Source organism: Novosphingobium sp. SL115 (genome assembly GCF_026672515.1).
Classification (GTDB): Bacteria; Pseudomonadota; Alphaproteobacteria; order Sphingomonadales; family Sphingomonadaceae; genus Novosphingobium.
Map to the genome: position 1 here is coordinate 1,160,208 of NZ_JAPPRG010000002.1, position 14,309 is coordinate 1,174,516.

Here is a 14,309-nt window from a genome sequence, read left to right on the forward strand (position 1 = left end):
TGAACCATGTTTCAACTTCGCGTTGTGAGGTTAGACTTTTGTCGCTAGGAAACGTGGCGAAACGGCAACAGGATGGTGGCCAGCCATTGCGGGGAGGGATCGTTTATGGCGCAGATCAGCGCGGCCAGTCCGGGTAAGGTGCCGCGCACGGCGCGCGGGCGCGAAACGCTGCGCAAGCTGCTGGATGCAGCGGCGGCGGAATTTGGCGAGCGCGGCTTTCACGAAGCGTCGATCAGCGGAATCACCCGGCGGGCGGGCACCGCGCTGGGTAGTTTCTACACCTATTTCGATTCCAAGGACGCTATCTTTACCGCGCTGGTCCGCGATATGTCGGCCCGTGTGGCCACCACGGCAGCGGCCGCTGTCAGCGCCGGATCAACCGGGCTGCAGCGTGAGCGTGAGGCGCTGGAAGGATTTCTGCACTTTGCCCGCGATCACAAGGAAATCTACCGGATCATCGACGAGGCCGAATTTGCCGATCCTGCCAGCTACCGCGATCACTACGAAGGCACCGCAACCCGCATCGCCGCGCGTCTGGCCGAAGGTGTGGCGGCGGGCGCAGTGCGTGATGGTGCGCAGGATGTTCGTGCCTGGGCGATCATGGGGATGAACGTGTTTCTGGGCCTACGTTTTGGCGTGTGGGACGATAGCCGGAGTGTTGAAGAGATCGCCGAAGTGGCGGCGGACCTGCTGGGCGAAGGGCTTATTCGCCGGTAACGCCTTGTCGTTCCTGCCACCGCGCGCGGATGGCGTCCGATCCTTCGCGGCTGCCATCATGGCTCCAGCCGGGCGCGCGAACCAGATAGGACAGTTTGTGCTTGAACGGCGCGTGCCAGAAATCGGCCGCCATGGCGCGCCATTCGTGGAAGACGGCGTGCAGCAGATTGAAGCTGCCGAGTTGCCTGACGATGCCATAGCTGATGGAAAGGTCGTCACGCTCGCGCTGAAAGCTGCCGAACAGGCGGTCCCACACAATGAACACGCCTGCGTAATTGCGATCCAGATAGAGCGGGTTGGTGGCGTGGTGGACGCGGTGGTGCGACGGCGTGTTGAGCACCGCTTCGAGCCAGCGCGGCATGCGGCCAATCGCTTCGGTGTGAATCCAGAACTGGTAGATCAGGTTGATGCCGCCCACCGTCAGGATTATGGCGGGATGAAAGCCGATGAAGGCGGGCCAGATGCGGAAGATGAAGGATAGCGCGAAAAAGCCGGTCCATGTCTGTCGCAGGGCTGTAGAAAGATTGTAATGCTGGCTGGAATGGTGGTTGATATGCGCAGCCCAGAACCAGCGTACGCGATGGCCTGTGCGATGCGCCCAGTAATAGTTGAGATCATCCAGCACGAAGCATAGCGCCCACGCCCACCATGTCAGAGGTAAGGTGGCAACGCGGTGATCGTAAAGCCAGACTGTGGCGAAAAGCACGATTCCGGCCGTCAATGCACCGGCAATGGTGCTGCCAAGGCCCAGCGCAAGGCTGGTCAGCGTGTCGCGCGGTTCATAGGCCTGCGGTGCGCGCCGCGCGGCCCAGATCATTTCGGTCAGCATCATGACCACAAATACCGGCACGGCATATGTGACAACATCAATGGTCTGCAGATCCAGCGACGAAAGCGTTTCGGGCATGAGCTTTAGTCTTCCAGTCTACGCAGGCTGGCTGCCCAGACTTGCGCCTGATCGCCAAGGTCAAGCGTGGCCGCGCCAAAGTGCCGGTCATCGGTGGACAGCGTAAGGAAGCGCCCGTCCAGCCTGACACCTGCATGGCTGACAATCTGCCTTGCGGCAAAGTGGCTGCCGTGGCGGCGGATCAGCAGGACATGGCCCGCCATATCGCGGGCCAGCGCGCCATAGCCAGCACGATCAACCACGACGGCCTGCACATCGAAGCCGCACACTGCTTCTTCTGCAAGGGCGCGGGCATGGTCTTCGTCGCGAATGCGTGGTTCACCACCAAGGTTCATGCCTTTTGCCAGCCGAGTAAGTATCAGGATGGCGATGAGCGATCCTGCCGCCTGAAGCGCCATAGTCGCGCCCGGCAGGGCGGCGAGGCGACTGAGAAGATCGAGCATGCGCTTTCAGGCCTTGTACGGTCAGCTTGCTTGCGCTGCCAGCATGTCGACCGTGGCGCGGATGGGGGCGATGTCATACCCTGCGCCTGCAGCCTTTTCGGCAATCTGGTCTGGAGCGAGGCCCGCTTTTGCCTGGGTCAGCGCCCATAGCAGGGTCGAGCGTGTGCCTGAGCGGCAGTAGGCCAGAACCGGTGCATCACCAGCCTGTTCCAGCGCTTTCTGCATGGCTTCCACTTGCGCCATCGAGAACCCGGCGTGTGTCACCGGGATTGCGACATAGGCTATGCCGGCATCGCGGGCCGCGGCCTCGATATCTGGTCCCGGCGTCTGATCGTCGGATTCCCCTTCGGGCCGGTTATTCACGATCAGGCCGATGCCCAGCGCCTTGGCATAGGCGACCTCGGCCAGCGAGATTTGCGGGCTGGCATAAGTCTTGTCGTCGATCTTGCGGAACATTCTGGGGTGAGTCCTGTCTGCTGAAAGCGTGCCCGCTTGTGCCCAATGCCTGTCCAAGGGGCAAGGCCGCACGGTTCCGGCAGGAGCAGTTGCACGCTCTGTCCTGAAATCGGCACAAAAGTCACAGATATTCGGCCTAATTGCGGGGATGTTGACGATTCCGTTCGCGCTCGTCTTTTTTTTGTCTATAGTCCTGCCCGCAAAGGAATACGCGCGCCCCGCACGGGCAGGGCTGATTCTTTCGTCGCGCCGCTGGTCTTCCGTGTCCGGCCAGAGGTGGCGTGAAGGCTGGGGCGGATTGAAGGTCTATTGAAGTTTATGGGTTTTGACAGAGGGCGGCGGGGTCGCGGACGCGACAAGCGCGACGGTTTCGGCGACGAAGGTGGTTTTGACCCCTACGGTGGCAATGGCGGCGGCGGCGGTTTCGGCGGCGGCTTTGGCGGTGGTGGCTACGGCGGTGGCGGTGGTCGCGGCGGCTTCGGCGGCGGTGACCGTGGCGGCTTCGGTGGCGGCGATCGCGGCGGCTTCGGCGGCGGTGACCGTGGTGGCTTCGGCGGCGGCGGTGGCGGCGGCTTTGGTGGTCCGCGCGGCGGCGGCGGTGGCGGCTTCGGCGGTCCCCGTGGCGGCGGCGGTGGCGGCGGTATGCCTGCCCAGGTTGTCGGAACCGGTAAGGGCGTCGTAAAGTTCTTCAACGGCCAGAAGGGCTTCGGCTTCATCCAGCGTGAAGATGGCGGCGAAGACGTGTTCGTCCACATCAGCGCGGTTGAACGTGCTGGCCTTGAAGGTCTGGCCGAAGGTCAGCAGCTTGAATTTAACCTTGTGGATCGCGGTGGCAAGATTTCTGCCGCTGACCTGCAGGTTGTTGGCGACGTGATCGCCGTTGCTGCAAAACCTGCTTCGCCGCAGCGCGAACTGACCGGTGAAAAGGCCACGGGCACGGTCAAGTTCTTCAACGCAATGAAGGGCTTTGGCTTCATCACTCGTGATGACGGCCAGCCGGACGCATTCGTGCACATCAGCGCGGTTGAGCGTTCGGGCCTGCGGGAACTGAACGAAGGCGACAAGCTTGAATTCGACCTTGAAGTCGATCGACGAGGCAAGCACTCGGCGGTCAACCTGGTGCCGATTCAGGGTTGATCCCGATTGCATTACTTCCGGTGATCTAGCCGGCGGTCTGCAACACATATGCGCACAGATGGCGGTCCTTTTGGGGCCGCCATTTGTCGTTTCCGATTCCCCTTTTTCCATCCGGCCAGCATGTCGTTCGTGCGCTACCGGGACCATTCGTGAATGAACAGGAGAATGCCAATGTCGATCACCCCGCTCATGCCCGTATACCCCCGGTGCGGCGTGCGACCGGTGCGCGGTGAACATTGCCACCTGATTTCCGAAGATGGGACGCGCTATCTGGATTTCGCCAGCGGCATTGCGGTGAACCTGCTGGGCCATTCGCACGAACATCTGATTGGCGCGATCCAGAAGCAGGCAGCCACGCTGATGCATGTGTCGAATCTGTATGGCAGCCCGCAAGGTGAACATCTGGCGCAGCGCCTGGTGGACCTTACTTTTGCAGACACGGTGTTCTTCACCAATTCCGGTGCAGAAGCGGTGGAGTGCGCGATCAAGACTGCTCGTGCCTATCATTCCGCTGTCGGCAACGATCACAAGTATGAGCTGATTACTTTCAAGAACGCTTTTCACGGCCGGACGATGGCGACGATCAGCGCGTCCAATCAGGAAAAGATGCACAAGGGCTTTCTACCGTTGCTGGAAGGCTTCAAGTATGTCGACTTCGACGATCTTGAAGGCGCGAAGGCGGCGATCGGGCCAAACACCGCAGGTTTCCTGGTTGAACCTATTCAGGGTGAAGGCGGCATCCGTGACGGTTCGGATGAATTCATCAAGGGTCTGCGCGCGCTGTGTGACGAACTCGATCTCGTGCTGATCTTCGATGAAGTGCAGTGCGGCGTGGCACGGGCGGGCACGCTTTATGCCTATGAACAATACGGCGTGATCCCGGATGTGATGGCCACGGCCAAGGGTATCGGGGGGGGCTTCCCGATGGGCGCATGCCTTGCCACGGAAAAGGCTGCGCGCGGCATGGTAGCGGGCACGCATGGCAGCACGTATGGCGGCAATCCGCTGGCCATGGCTGCAGGCGAGGCGGTGCTGGATGTGGTGGCCAACGAGGCGTTTCTCGCCGACGTGCGCGCCAAGGGCGAGCGGCTGCGTGGCCGGATTGAACAGTTCATCGGCAACTACCCCGATCTGTTCATCGGTGTGCGCGGGCGTGGATTGATGCTTGGCATCATGATGAAGGTTGAGCCGCGTCCGTTCGTGACACATATGCGTGACAACCATCAGGTGCTGACCGTTTCGGCTGGCGACAACACGGTGCGCGTGTTGCCGCCGTTGGTGATCGACGACAGCCATATCGATGAATTCATGGAGCGGCTGTCTGCCGCTGCCGCAAGCTATGCGCCGGAGGCGCCAACAGCATGACAACGAAGAACCGGCATTTCCTGAATCTGGCAGATGCGGGCGGCGATGCTGTCGCTGCCATGTTGAATGATGCGATGGACCGCAAGGCGGCGCGCGCCGCCCTGCCCAAGGGGGCGCCGGATGCCGACGCGCCGTTGGCGGGGCATGTGCTGGCCATGGTGTTCGAAAAGAACTCCACCCGCACGCGCGTTTCGTTCGATGTGGCGATGCGCCAGCTTGGCGGTTCGGCGTTGATCCTTGATGCGGGCACGACCCAGCTTGGCCGTGGCGAGACGATTGCCGATACCGCACGTGTTCTAAGCCGGATGGCCGATGCCATCATGCTGCGGACCGACGATCATGCCAAGGTCGAAGAACTGGCGCGTTATGCTACCGTCCCGGTCATCAACGGCCTGACCGACCTTTCGCACCCCTGCCAGATCATGGCTGATCTATTGACCGTGATCGAGCATGGCAAGGCGCTGCCAGGGCTGGAGGTGGCGTGGCTGGGTGATGGCAACAACGTGCTGAACTCGATTGTCGAGGCGGCTGGCCTGATGAAGTTCAACGTCCGTATTGGCGTACCCGAAGGTTATGAATCGGATGCGGCGTTCGTCGAGGCGGCAAAGCTGGGCGGGGCCAATGTGCGGATCGTGCGTGACCCGGCGGAGGCTGTTCGCGGTGCCGACGTGGTGGTGACCGACACCTGGATTTCGATGGGGCAAGCCCATGCGGAAGCCAAACTTGCTGCAATGGAGCCATATCGGGTCAATGAAGCTCTGATGGCGCAAGCCAAAGCCGATGTGTTGTTTCTGCACTGCCTGCCCGCACACCGTGGGGAAGAAGTGACTGACTCGGTTATCGACGGACCATGCTCGGTCGTATGGGACGAGGCCGAGAACCGCATCCATGCGCAGAAGTCGGTCTTGCGCTGGGCCTTTGGTCAGATCTGACGTTTGATCGGGGACTATTGTGATGAGTGAACAGACCCAGCCGTCGACTGGCTTTGACCGGGTGTTGCATTTTACCTTGCCCGACCGCGATGCTCGAGGGCGTGCGGTGCGGCTGGGGCCTGTTCTTGACACAATCCTATCCGCACACAGCTATCCCGCACCGATCCGCCAGATTCTGGCAGAGGCGTTGGTTGTCACGGCTTTGCTGGGCGCCTTGTTAAAGGACAAAGACGGCCAGCTTACCCTGCAAGCACAGACGCAGGACGGCGTGGTTGATTTGCTCGTTTGCGATTATCGCAACGGTGAACTGCGCGGCTATGTGCGGCATGATCGGGCGCGGCTTGATGAATTAGGGCCTGCGCCGTCGTTGTTTGCGCTGTTCGGTGAAGGCTATCTCGCAATCACGTTCGATCTTGTCGCCACGGGCCAGCGTTATCAGGGTGTGGTGCCACTGGAGGGCGGTTCACTTGCTGAAGCGTGTCAAAGCTATTTCTTCCAGTCCGAGCAGGTGCCTACACTGATCCGCGTGGGTGTCAGCCATTCGTCCAAGGGGTGTGTGGCGGGCGGGTTACTGGTGCAGCACCTCCCCGATGGAGAGGATGGGCGCGAACGACTGCATGCTCGGCTGGATCATCCTGAATGGGAACATGTTTCGACATTGGCCGGATCAATCAGCGATGATGAACTGGTCGACCCGCAACTGGATCTGGAAAGTGTGGTCTGGCGGCTGTTCCACGAAGAGCGGGAAATTCGCGCTGAGCCAGGTGCAATGCTGACTCGCGGATGCCGCTGTACGGCGGATTATTACCGCGATGTTCTTAGCCGGTTTGCCGCGGCAGATATTGATGGCATGAAAAATGACGATGGCTTGGTCGTGGTCGATTGCGCCTTCTGTTCGCGTGATTTCGCTATCGACCTGCCGTAAATTCAGTTTTGGGGCAATTCTAACAATAGATTTCACATCTCGGCGCTGCTGTGGCTCTTTTCGGCGCGGCGGCAGCGGTGGTATATCCGCGTCCTGTGAGTTTGGGCACTGAATAGACAGCCCAAGGGTGCAAAGGTCCGGATGATGAAGGTTGCAAAGCGGCAGTTCGGGATATTGGCCCGTGCAACAGGCGGCGGGCTTTGCGCAGGCCTTGGCTTGATAACGGCCGCGGGGCTGGCGCAGGGTCCATCCCTTGGAATGCTTGACCGGCTTGAGCCGGGCCTTTGGGAAATCCAGCCAAGAGATAGCGCTACTGCTGCGATCAAACTCTGTGTCGATAGCGGCCGCAAACTTATCCAGATTCGCCACCCGCGCGAGGCGTGCCAGCGTTTTGTTATTGAAGACAAGCCGGGTGCGGTGACAGTGCAATATTCCTGTCCGGCCAACGGTTATGGCCGTACCAGCTTGCGCTTCGAAAATGCCCGCTTGGTTCAGATCGAAACGCAAGGGATTGACGGGGGCCTGCCGTTCAATTTCGTGGCTGAAGCACGCCGTATTGGAACGTGCATGCGTTGAGCGGACCGAACGGGGGAGGTCGGCCAGTATTTCCGGCCGAGTTGCAAATCCCAGTTACGTTTGGAACCCCAGTTACGTTCGAAACCATTGCATCGTCGCGTTCGCATCGCTAGCCCATTGGCAATGCCTGAAAACACGTCACCTCTGGCGCAATCGCCCGCCACTGTCGCCCCGCTCGCCGTCGTTCTCCTTTCCGGAGGACTGGATTCGATGGTTTGCGCAGGTCTGGCGCAAGAGCAGGGTTTCCGTGTTCTGGCGCTGACGATTGACTACAATCAGCGGCATCGGGTTGAACTGGAAGCTGCCCGCATAATTGCGCAGCGGCTGGGGGTGGATCGCCATGTGATCCTGCCGCTTGATCTTCGCCAGTTTGGCGGTTCGGCGCTGACCGATGATATCGCAGTCCCGAAGGACGGCGTGGGCGACGATATTCCAGTTACTTATGTCCCCGCGAGAAATCTGGTGTTTCTGTCGCTTGCATTGGCATGGGCCGAAGCTGCGGGTTCGAACGATCTTTTTATCGGGGTGAATGCGCTCGATTATTCGGGCTATCCCGATTGTCGTCCAGAATTCGTTTCTGGTTTTGAATCGCTTGCGCGGATTGCGACGAAAGTTGGGAGTGAAGGCGGGACGGTAAAGGTTCACGCCCCTCTGCAGCACATGAAGAAATCGGAAATTGCGCGTGAAGCTGCGCGCCTGGGGCTTGAAGCAGGCCAAAGCTGGTCTTGCTACGATCCCTTGTCGGATGGGAGAGCCTGCGGTGTGTGCGACAGTTGTCGTCTCAGGCGCGCAGGATTTGAAGAGGCAGGCCTGAATGACGGAACCCGGTACGGCGGCGGCTGAAAACCAAGCGCCAGAACCCCACAACGGCGAGGCAACCGCATATAGCTGGTATGTCCTCGGTATTCTCGTTCTTGTGTATGTCCTGAATTTTGTCGACCGGCAGATTCTTTCGATTCTTGCCAATGATATCAAAAGGGATCTTTCGCTAACCGATGCCGATCTTGGGTTCCTCTACGGAACCGCATTTGCAGTGTTCTACTCGCTTTTCGGTATACCGCTGGGGCGTTTGGCAGATAGCTGGCACCGCGTCCGGCTCATGAGCATCGGTTTGACCCTGTGGTCTGTAATGACCGCCATTTCAGGCTTCTCCCGCACCGGCACACAACTGACGATTGCCCGTATCGGGGTGGGAGTTGGTGAAGCAACGGCAAGCCCAGCTGCCTACTCCCTGATCTCCGACTATTTCCCGCAGCGATTGCGCGCAACGGCGCTGGCGATCTATTCGTCCGGTCTGTTTCTTGGCGGCGGACTTTCGTTGCTGGTCGGCGGGCTGATCGTCGAGGAATGGAATGCGGCCTATCCTGCAGGCGGGCCTTTCGGACTTGTCGGTTGGCAAGCTGCCTTTATGGCAGTGGGCGCGCCGGGCGTTCTTCTGGCCCTTTGGGTCGCAACCATCCGGGAGCCTGTCCGGGGGGCGATTGATGGAATGGTGACGCTGGGGTCACCCCAGCCGTTCAAGGGCTTTGCGGCCGAACTGCTGAACGTCATTCCCCCGCTTACATTGCTGGGGGTAGCAAGGCGCGGTGCTGGCGCACTGGTTATCAACATTGCTTTTGCAGCACTGATCGTATGCGTCGTAATTGGGCTTTCCGCCTTTCTGGGTACAGCTACGCAGCAGCAGTGGATATTCGTTGGAGTTGGTGTCTATGCCGTCTTCAGTTGGGCCACGGCCCTGAAAGCACACGATTTGCCGACATTCCGCCTGATATGGGCCTCTCCTGCATTCATCTGCACCACGCTTGGCTACGGCATGGTGGCTTTTACCTCCTACGCCTCATCCTATTGGGCTGCACCTTATGCAGAGCGGGTGTTTGGCATAGCCAAGGGTGAATTGGGCTGGTTTATTGGCGCGCCGGGCGCTCTTGCGGGGTTTCTTGGCGTTATCATCGGTGGCCGAGTTGCTGATGCACTCCATGCGCGAACTGCATCAGGGCGGCTCTATGTCACACTCTTTGGCCTGATTGCTCCGATCATCCCGCTTGTTGCAGCATACCGCGCAGACACGTTTACAGCTTTCGTGATCTATTCGTTTTTTGCGCAGGTAATGTCGAGCAGTGCTTTGGGTGGTGCTGCTGCGACAAGCCAGTTACTAGTCCTGCCGCGAATGCGCGGGACGGCAACGGCGACTTTCTTCCTTGCCACAACCCTTGTGGGACTTGCGCTTGGCCCGTTTATGGCAGGCTATGTTTCGGCAACCAACAATGACAACCTGTCCCTCGGAGTCTTGTCGACTTTGGTGTCCGTGCCGATAGGCCTGCTCCTTTTGTTCGTTGCGATCCGCACGGTTCCAAAGGCGCAGGCTGAACGTGAAATCCGCGCGAAAGCAGCAGGAGAAGCTCTCTGAGGCATGAAGTGCAGGAGTGAGCGCCACCTGCCAGATGGCTCATTCTTCTGCAGCTTCCTTCCAACGGGATCTACGGCTGGCCTATCGTGGTGACATTTGGAAAGAGCGGTGTCTCTGCCTGCACTTGCATCACTACGACTGCGGCCAACAACGCTCACCTTTGATATGAGTTGCCCGGCCTGATTGGCGCGCAACGAAAAAGGGGCCGGATTGCTCCGGCCCCTTCTCAAACCTTCGGCAATTGCCGATGATTACATGCCCGAACCCGGACCGTAGGTGATTTCCACGCGACGGTTCTGGAGTTCGCGAACACCGTCCGAAGTCGGTACGCGCGGGTTGTTTTCACCGAATGCCTGGCTCGTGATCGAGCCGTCCGGAATACCGTGCGTGTTCAGGTACGAACGGACCGACGTGTTACGACGTTCCGACAGACCCTGGTTGTACTTTGCCGTGCCCGAACGGTCGGCATAACCTGCCAGCATGATCGGAACGCTAGCGCAGTTGCCATATGCGGTGACCGCATTGTCAAGGATGGTAGCCGCTTCGGGCGTGATGTCCGACTTATCCCAGTCGAAGAACACGATGTACGGACCCTTGTTGCAAACCGGTGCCGGCGGAGGCGGCGGAGGCGGCGGAGGCGGCGGGGGCGGGGGGGGCGGCGGAGGCGGCGGTGCAGCTTCCTCAACCGGTTCAGCGCCACCGAAGTTGTAGGTCAGCGTGCCGAGCAACGAGTGCGAACGGAAGCGCGTGCGGGCGTTGGTACCAGAGTTGTTCACCAGATCGATGTGATCCTGGTTGAAGAACCGGTACTTGAGGCCGACGTCGATCGAGTTGCTCAGAGGTGCACGAACGCCGGCAAGCGCCTGCCATGCAAATCCGGTGTCCGAATCAACCAGGCTGGTTGCTGCGTTCGGGATGAGTACGGCAACCTTGGCGCGGCTTACGCCAACACCACCGCCGACAAAGCCCTGCAGGCCGTCATCGGGACCGAAGTCGAGAAGGCCATTGACCATGAAGCTCAGAGCTTCGGCGCCGCCGCCAACGCGGGCGTCGCCGTAGTTGACGGTCACGGCGTCAAACGCCTTTTCTTCTGCACGGCGATAGCTGACTTCGCTTTCAAGGCGGAAGCCGCCGAAGTCATAACCGACAATACCGCCGAAATCATAACCGGTCTTGGTGTCAAGGACACCATTCTGGTTCGATCCGAGCAGGTTTTCCATGTCTTCAACCAGCATTGCGCCAGCATCAGCTTCAACATACCAGGAATCATCGCGCGCCAGCGCAGGCGATGCCATGGCAGTCGAGGCCAGGGCGACGCCCAGGACCAGTTTCCGCATTATAGTTTCCCCTTTTAGCGACATCATGCCACGTCGTGCAGGCTGTCTACCGGTTCCAAAGTGGTCATGCAAGCGGTCAAACGAACCGATGTGTTGCCTAAATGCAACGAACTGGGTTCGCCACATAAAGCACTTTGTCAGCCGATTACGCCCTCATGTACCCGTCAAATGCGGATAGGTCCGGTTGGTTCCCTCAAATCTAGGAAATTATGCAGGCAGTCTTCAGCGCCTGCATGAGAGAAACGATGCAGGCCCGGGCTTCGCTGTCGACAACACTGCCACCGCTGGGGGCGGATGGTGCATTGCCAAGCTTCCAAGAACCATCGAAAATCTGTTGGGCAGCGGATGCCTTGTCATGAATACGCAGTCCTGCTGAGGGCTGAATAAAGCGCCAGCCGCCTTCGGTCCACGCGGCAATGCAGTCCTCCCGGCCGGCAAACGCGCCGCTCGCTCCGCCGCCGACCAGCCACATCTGGCCGACAGGTGGTGCAAGGGGTGGCACAGGAACCACACCTTCAATAGCTGCGCCCAACAACAGGTCGATGGTTAGAAGCGCCTCGTTGACGGTGACTTCCTTTTGCGACTGTCCTGTAAACAGCAACGGCAGACCCTGACGTGGCGTTGATGAGGCGAAGTTCAGCGAATCAGGCATTGAATACCCTTTCATGTTAAGCGGTCAGACGGGCATCGCGATGGTCAGGGGCAATGATCTCGATTCGCGTCCGATTTGCCTCACCCTGAAGCTGTTCTCACCGGGCTGGTTCATCAGTTCTGCCGCCGCAGCAGCGGAAAGATCGAGCCGTGCGGTGGTAGTCTGCCAATAGCGGAACATGCTGTCATTGCTGCCGAATTCGATCTGCCAGCGTTCTTCGTTTTCGTTCAGCGGTGTATCCACCTCGTCAGGCCATTTCCAAGCCCCGCGGGACCGGCGGGTCCACCGCAAAAATAGCGATCCGTCGGGGTTGAACGCGGCTTTGCCATGAACTGCCGAAAGCGGGCGCAGCGTGATCCCTGCATTCGTGATCGCGCTTGATACCGGGGTGGCGTCTCCCAACCCGATGGCCACGATTTGAATATTCGCTGCGTCGCCTGCAACGGAGGGGGCTATGGTCAACGGTGTTTCGTCGAGCAAAACGAACGATTCGTGCAGCAGGTGTCCAGTAACCGCATGTTCAGTCCCGCCCCTTCCGCGCAGGAGTGCAGAAAGGCGCCAACTGCGGCCTCCCAAGTGTTCGGAACGGGCGAATTGCACGATTTCTTCTCCTAGTAAGGCCTTGTTCGCGCCTTGCATCAACTGCGCCCAGGTTGCGCTGTTGAGGGCAAAATCCTCTGCTGCCAGTTCGATATCCACCGTGTTCGCAAGATCCAGCAGCAGGGGGCTTGCCTGAGCCAATGCAGTCAGAGCCTTTCCGGCAATACTTCGGGTCCGTCCGGTTGCTGCCAGCGAATACATCGCGCCATCGGCTTGTTCGGCATAAAGCGCAGCCCCTTTCCATGCGGAACTTGCCGCTGTCGCTGCCACTCGCAGCGCAGGTGTCGCGCCATCGCCGTCACCGCTCCACGGCAGTTCAAATGCATAGAGTGCGGTCGGTACTGCAACCACATCGGCCACCTGATTCGATCGTCCGGAGTCAGCCGCGTTGAAGGCGGGTGATGATACCGGAACCGACGCCAGATCCAGCATCACACCGTCGGCCTGCCATTCCCACTGCTCGATACGCCATGTTCCTGCCGTCACGGGCGTGCGTACAATCGCACCGGGTGCAAAGCGTGCGTCAATCTCAGCGATTCGGTAGCGCAACGTGTCGCGTGCCAGAGTTGAACGCCGTGCGGCCCGATCAGCCAGTGCCCTTGCCTCCAGTGCTGTCATGGCTACCGGCATTTCAATCGTGACCACATCGCCCGGCCCGCTGCGACCGATGCTGCGTTGCATGCCGGGCTGATAATCGCGCGCGACGTCATAATACCTCACCGCACACTGACGCGCAGTGGGTAGGGCATCGCGCCTGCGCGACCAACCGTCTGCCCGCGCATCCTCCGCGCCATCACCTCCGGCCGTTGGGGCAGGAAGCATGGGGGGCAGGCTTGAAGGGGCAGGTTCTGCCGGTGTAAATCGGATGAGTTCGTCGGCTCCGATGCAGACCAGCGGTGTCATCTCGGCAATCGTTGCAAGAACGTCGCCAGCAGAACCTTGGTCCACCGTGAAGCCTGAAAGCGCCGTGCTGTCGAGATCAGAGGTTTGCGCATCCGGCACCAGCGCGGCGGCGATGTCGGCGATTGTTACCGACTGCTCATCAGCAATAATTTCGAACGTTAGCGAAGGCAGGCGGTTGCCGAATTCTGCCAGTTCCAAGTCTTCGAACACGACATAGGCCAGATTGCGGTACGCGGGATTCACAGCCGCCCCTTCAGCCTGCGAAAGCAGGATATCCGGGGCCTGATCGCCATGCCCGGTGTGAACGCGCAATTTGCCGCCTACTTTGAGATCGCCGGCTTCCCCGCGCAAAAGATTGCCGTCGGCCCATATCCGCCCGATCCCGATAATGGGGCGGCTGCCGACTGCCACTGCGAACGACGCGGTGTAACTATACGATGTCACTGACGGACGCCCTTTACCGCCGCCGGATTTCTCGCTGTGCTCCATCAGTTCGGTCGCCCAGATCACGCTGCCTGATGCGCGAATGCGGCCAAAGTGCAGCGGCAGGGCCGAACCATAGCTGGAAGTCTGGACGGAAAGCTCCTTCAGGCGCGGCCCGTTGATTTTGCGGTTGCCGATCACGGCAGAATCAACCTGACGGCCAATCAGCGCGCCGATTGCGCCGCCCAGCGGTCCGCCAAACACCGTGCCCACGGCTGAAAGGATGAGCGTAGCCATAAGCTTCAGGACTCCTTTGAAGAAAGTCGCCATTGCATCATGATCGGCCAGGGCAGTGACCCTTGCAGATGCGTTACCTTGCCAAGGCTGGCATGGGCGTGGACAAAGCCATCCACCACTGAAACCAGAAGGTGCGGTTGCAAGGGGTTGGTTCGGCACAGCACGATGTCGCCAGCCTGCCCGACAGGAACAAGATGGCTCATTTCAGCATGACGCAACCACCGCGCTGTAT

At 59.9% G+C, this 14,309-nt stretch carries 15 protein-coding genes; 8 read left to right on the plus strand and 7 right to left on the minus strand.

Translation table 11 applies throughout. From position 1 onward, the window contains the following. Positions 1-105: 105 nt before the first annotated feature. The gene (locus OVA07_RS07105) at positions 106-717 is read left to right on the plus strand and encodes a TetR/AcrR family transcriptional regulator (protein ID WP_268170764.1); all 612 of its coding nucleotides are present in this window, start codon (positions 106-108) and stop codon (positions 715-717) included. On the opposite strand, the gene OVA07_RS07110 is transcribed toward OVA07_RS07105, so the two are convergent. The 3 genes from OVA07_RS07110 to OVA07_RS07120 are packed head-to-tail and all read right to left on the minus strand — an operon-like array spanning position 704 to position 2,523. Continuing rightward, positions 704-1,624, minus strand: a complete 921-nt coding sequence (locus OVA07_RS07110; RefSeq protein WP_268170765.1) for a sterol desaturase family protein — start codon at positions 1,622-1,624, stop codon at positions 704-706. The genes OVA07_RS07105 and OVA07_RS07110 overlap by 14 nt on opposite strands. Positions 1,625-1,629: 5 nt before the next feature. After that, the gene (locus tag OVA07_RS07115; protein ID WP_268170766.1) at positions 1,630-2,067 is read right to left on the minus strand and encodes a hypothetical protein; all 438 of its coding nucleotides are present in this window, start codon (positions 2,065-2,067) and stop codon (positions 1,630-1,632) included. 21 nt (positions 2,068-2,088) lie between these two features. Beyond that, the gene (locus OVA07_RS07120) at positions 2,089-2,523 is read right to left on the minus strand and encodes a TIGR01244 family sulfur transferase (protein ID WP_268170767.1); all 435 of its coding nucleotides are present in this window, start codon (positions 2,521-2,523) and stop codon (positions 2,089-2,091) included. 318 nt (positions 2,524-2,841) lie between these two features. Here OVA07_RS07120 and OVA07_RS19095 point away from each other — a divergent pair, with 318 nt between their 5' ends. From OVA07_RS19095 to OVA07_RS07160, 7 genes are all read left to right on the plus strand, one after another. Then, complete coding sequence (locus OVA07_RS19095; RefSeq protein WP_326493111.1) at positions 2,842-3,660, plus strand: cold-shock protein; 819 nt, start codon at positions 2,842-2,844, stop codon at positions 3,658-3,660. A 171-nt stretch (positions 3,661-3,831) separates the two neighbouring features. Further along, entirely contained in the window at positions 3,832-5,025 is a 1,194-nt protein-coding gene (locus OVA07_RS07135; protein WP_268170768.1) for an aspartate aminotransferase family protein, read from the plus strand. Next, entirely contained in the window at positions 5,022-5,957 is a 936-nt protein-coding gene (argF, locus tag OVA07_RS07140; protein WP_268170769.1) for an ornithine carbamoyltransferase, read from the plus strand. Before OVA07_RS07135 ends, argF begins: the two co-directional genes overlap by 4 nt. 22 nt (positions 5,958-5,979) lie before the next feature. Then, the gene (gene hslO, locus OVA07_RS07145; protein WP_268170770.1) at positions 5,980-6,882 is read left to right on the plus strand and encodes an Hsp33 family molecular chaperone HslO; all 903 of its coding nucleotides are present in this window, start codon (positions 5,980-5,982) and stop codon (positions 6,880-6,882) included. Positions 6,883-7,023: 141 nt separating this feature from the next. Beyond that, positions 7,024-7,458: a DUF3617 domain-containing protein gene (locus tag OVA07_RS07150; protein WP_268170771.1), complete on the plus strand. Its 435-nt coding sequence runs from the start codon at positions 7,024-7,026 to the stop codon at positions 7,456-7,458. Positions 7,459-7,581: 123 nt separating this feature from the next. Then, positions 7,582-8,301: a 7-cyano-7-deazaguanine synthase QueC gene (gene queC / locus OVA07_RS07155; protein ID WP_268170772.1), complete on the plus strand. Its 720-nt coding sequence runs from the start codon at positions 7,582-7,584 to the stop codon at positions 8,299-8,301. Continuing rightward, positions 8,273-9,865: a spinster family MFS transporter gene (locus OVA07_RS07160; protein ID WP_268170773.1), complete on the plus strand. Its 1,593-nt coding sequence runs from the start codon at positions 8,273-8,275 to the stop codon at positions 9,863-9,865. The genes queC and OVA07_RS07160 overlap by 29 nt, the downstream gene beginning before the upstream one ends. A gap of 251 nt (positions 9,866-10,116) precedes the next feature. On the opposite strand, the gene OVA07_RS07165 is transcribed toward OVA07_RS07160, so the two are convergent. The 4 genes from OVA07_RS07165 to OVA07_RS07180 form a co-directional block, all read right to left on the minus strand. Then, positions 10,117-11,202, minus strand: a complete 1,086-nt coding sequence (locus OVA07_RS07165; protein WP_268170774.1) for an OmpA family protein — start codon at positions 11,200-11,202, stop codon at positions 10,117-10,119. 199 nt (positions 11,203-11,401) lie between these two features. Beyond that, on the minus strand, positions 11,402-11,854 hold the full coding sequence (locus OVA07_RS07170) for a DUF2793 domain-containing protein (protein WP_268170775.1): 453 nt from the start codon (positions 11,852-11,854) through the stop codon (positions 11,402-11,404). Positions 11,855-11,878: 24 nt separating this feature from the next. Beyond that, on the minus strand, positions 11,879-14,077 hold the full coding sequence (locus OVA07_RS07175) for a phage tail protein (RefSeq protein WP_268170776.1): 2,199 nt from the start codon (positions 14,075-14,077) through the stop codon (positions 11,879-11,881). 5 nt (positions 14,078-14,082) lie between these two features. Then, complete coding sequence (locus tag OVA07_RS07180; RefSeq protein ID WP_268170777.1) at positions 14,083-14,280, minus strand: hypothetical protein; 198 nt, start codon at positions 14,278-14,280, stop codon at positions 14,083-14,085. Between the last annotated feature and the right edge of the window lie 29 nt (positions 14,281-14,309).

Coding starts and splice junctions, on each gene's coding strand:
- OVA07_RS07180 (WP_268170777.1), bottom strand. CDS start 14,280: ATGAGCCATCTTGTTCCTGTCGGGCAGGCTGGCGACATCGTGCTGTGC.
- hslO (WP_268170770.1), top strand. CDS start 5,980: ATGAGTGAACAGACCCAGCCGTCGACTGGCTTTGACCGGGTGTTGCAT.
- OVA07_RS07170 (WP_268170775.1), bottom strand. CDS start 11,854: ATGCCTGATTCGCTGAACTTCGCCTCATCAACGCCACGTCAGGGTCTG.
- OVA07_RS07105 (WP_268170764.1), top strand. CDS start 106: ATGGCGCAGATCAGCGCGGCCAGTCCGGGTAAGGTGCCGCGCACGGCG.
- OVA07_RS07110 (WP_268170765.1), bottom strand. CDS start 1,624: ATGCCCGAAACGCTTTCGTCGCTGGATCTGCAGACCATTGATGTTGTC.
- argF (WP_268170769.1), top strand. CDS start 5,022: ATGACAACGAAGAACCGGCATTTCCTGAATCTGGCAGATGCGGGCGGC.
- OVA07_RS07160 (WP_268170773.1), top strand. CDS start 8,273: ATGACGGAACCCGGTACGGCGGCGGCTGAAAACCAAGCGCCAGAACCC.
- OVA07_RS07135 (WP_268170768.1), top strand. CDS start 3,832: ATGTCGATCACCCCGCTCATGCCCGTATACCCCCGGTGCGGCGTGCGA.
- queC (WP_268170772.1), top strand. CDS start 7,582: ATGCCTGAAAACACGTCACCTCTGGCGCAATCGCCCGCCACTGTCGCC.
- OVA07_RS19095 (WP_326493111.1), top strand. CDS start 2,842: ATGGGTTTTGACAGAGGGCGGCGGGGTCGCGGACGCGACAAGCGCGAC.
- OVA07_RS07165 (WP_268170774.1), bottom strand. CDS start 11,202: ATGCGGAAACTGGTCCTGGGCGTCGCCCTGGCCTCGACTGCCATGGCA.
- OVA07_RS07120 (WP_268170767.1), bottom strand. CDS start 2,523: ATGTTCCGCAAGATCGACGACAAGACTTATGCCAGCCCGCAAATCTCG.
- OVA07_RS07115 (WP_268170766.1), bottom strand. CDS start 2,067: ATGCTCGATCTTCTCAGTCGCCTCGCCGCCCTGCCGGGCGCGACTATG.
- OVA07_RS07175 (WP_268170776.1), bottom strand. CDS start 14,077: ATGGCTACGCTCATCCTTTCAGCCGTGGGCACGGTGTTTGGCGGACCG.
- OVA07_RS07150 (WP_268170771.1), top strand. CDS start 7,024: ATGATGAAGGTTGCAAAGCGGCAGTTCGGGATATTGGCCCGTGCAACA.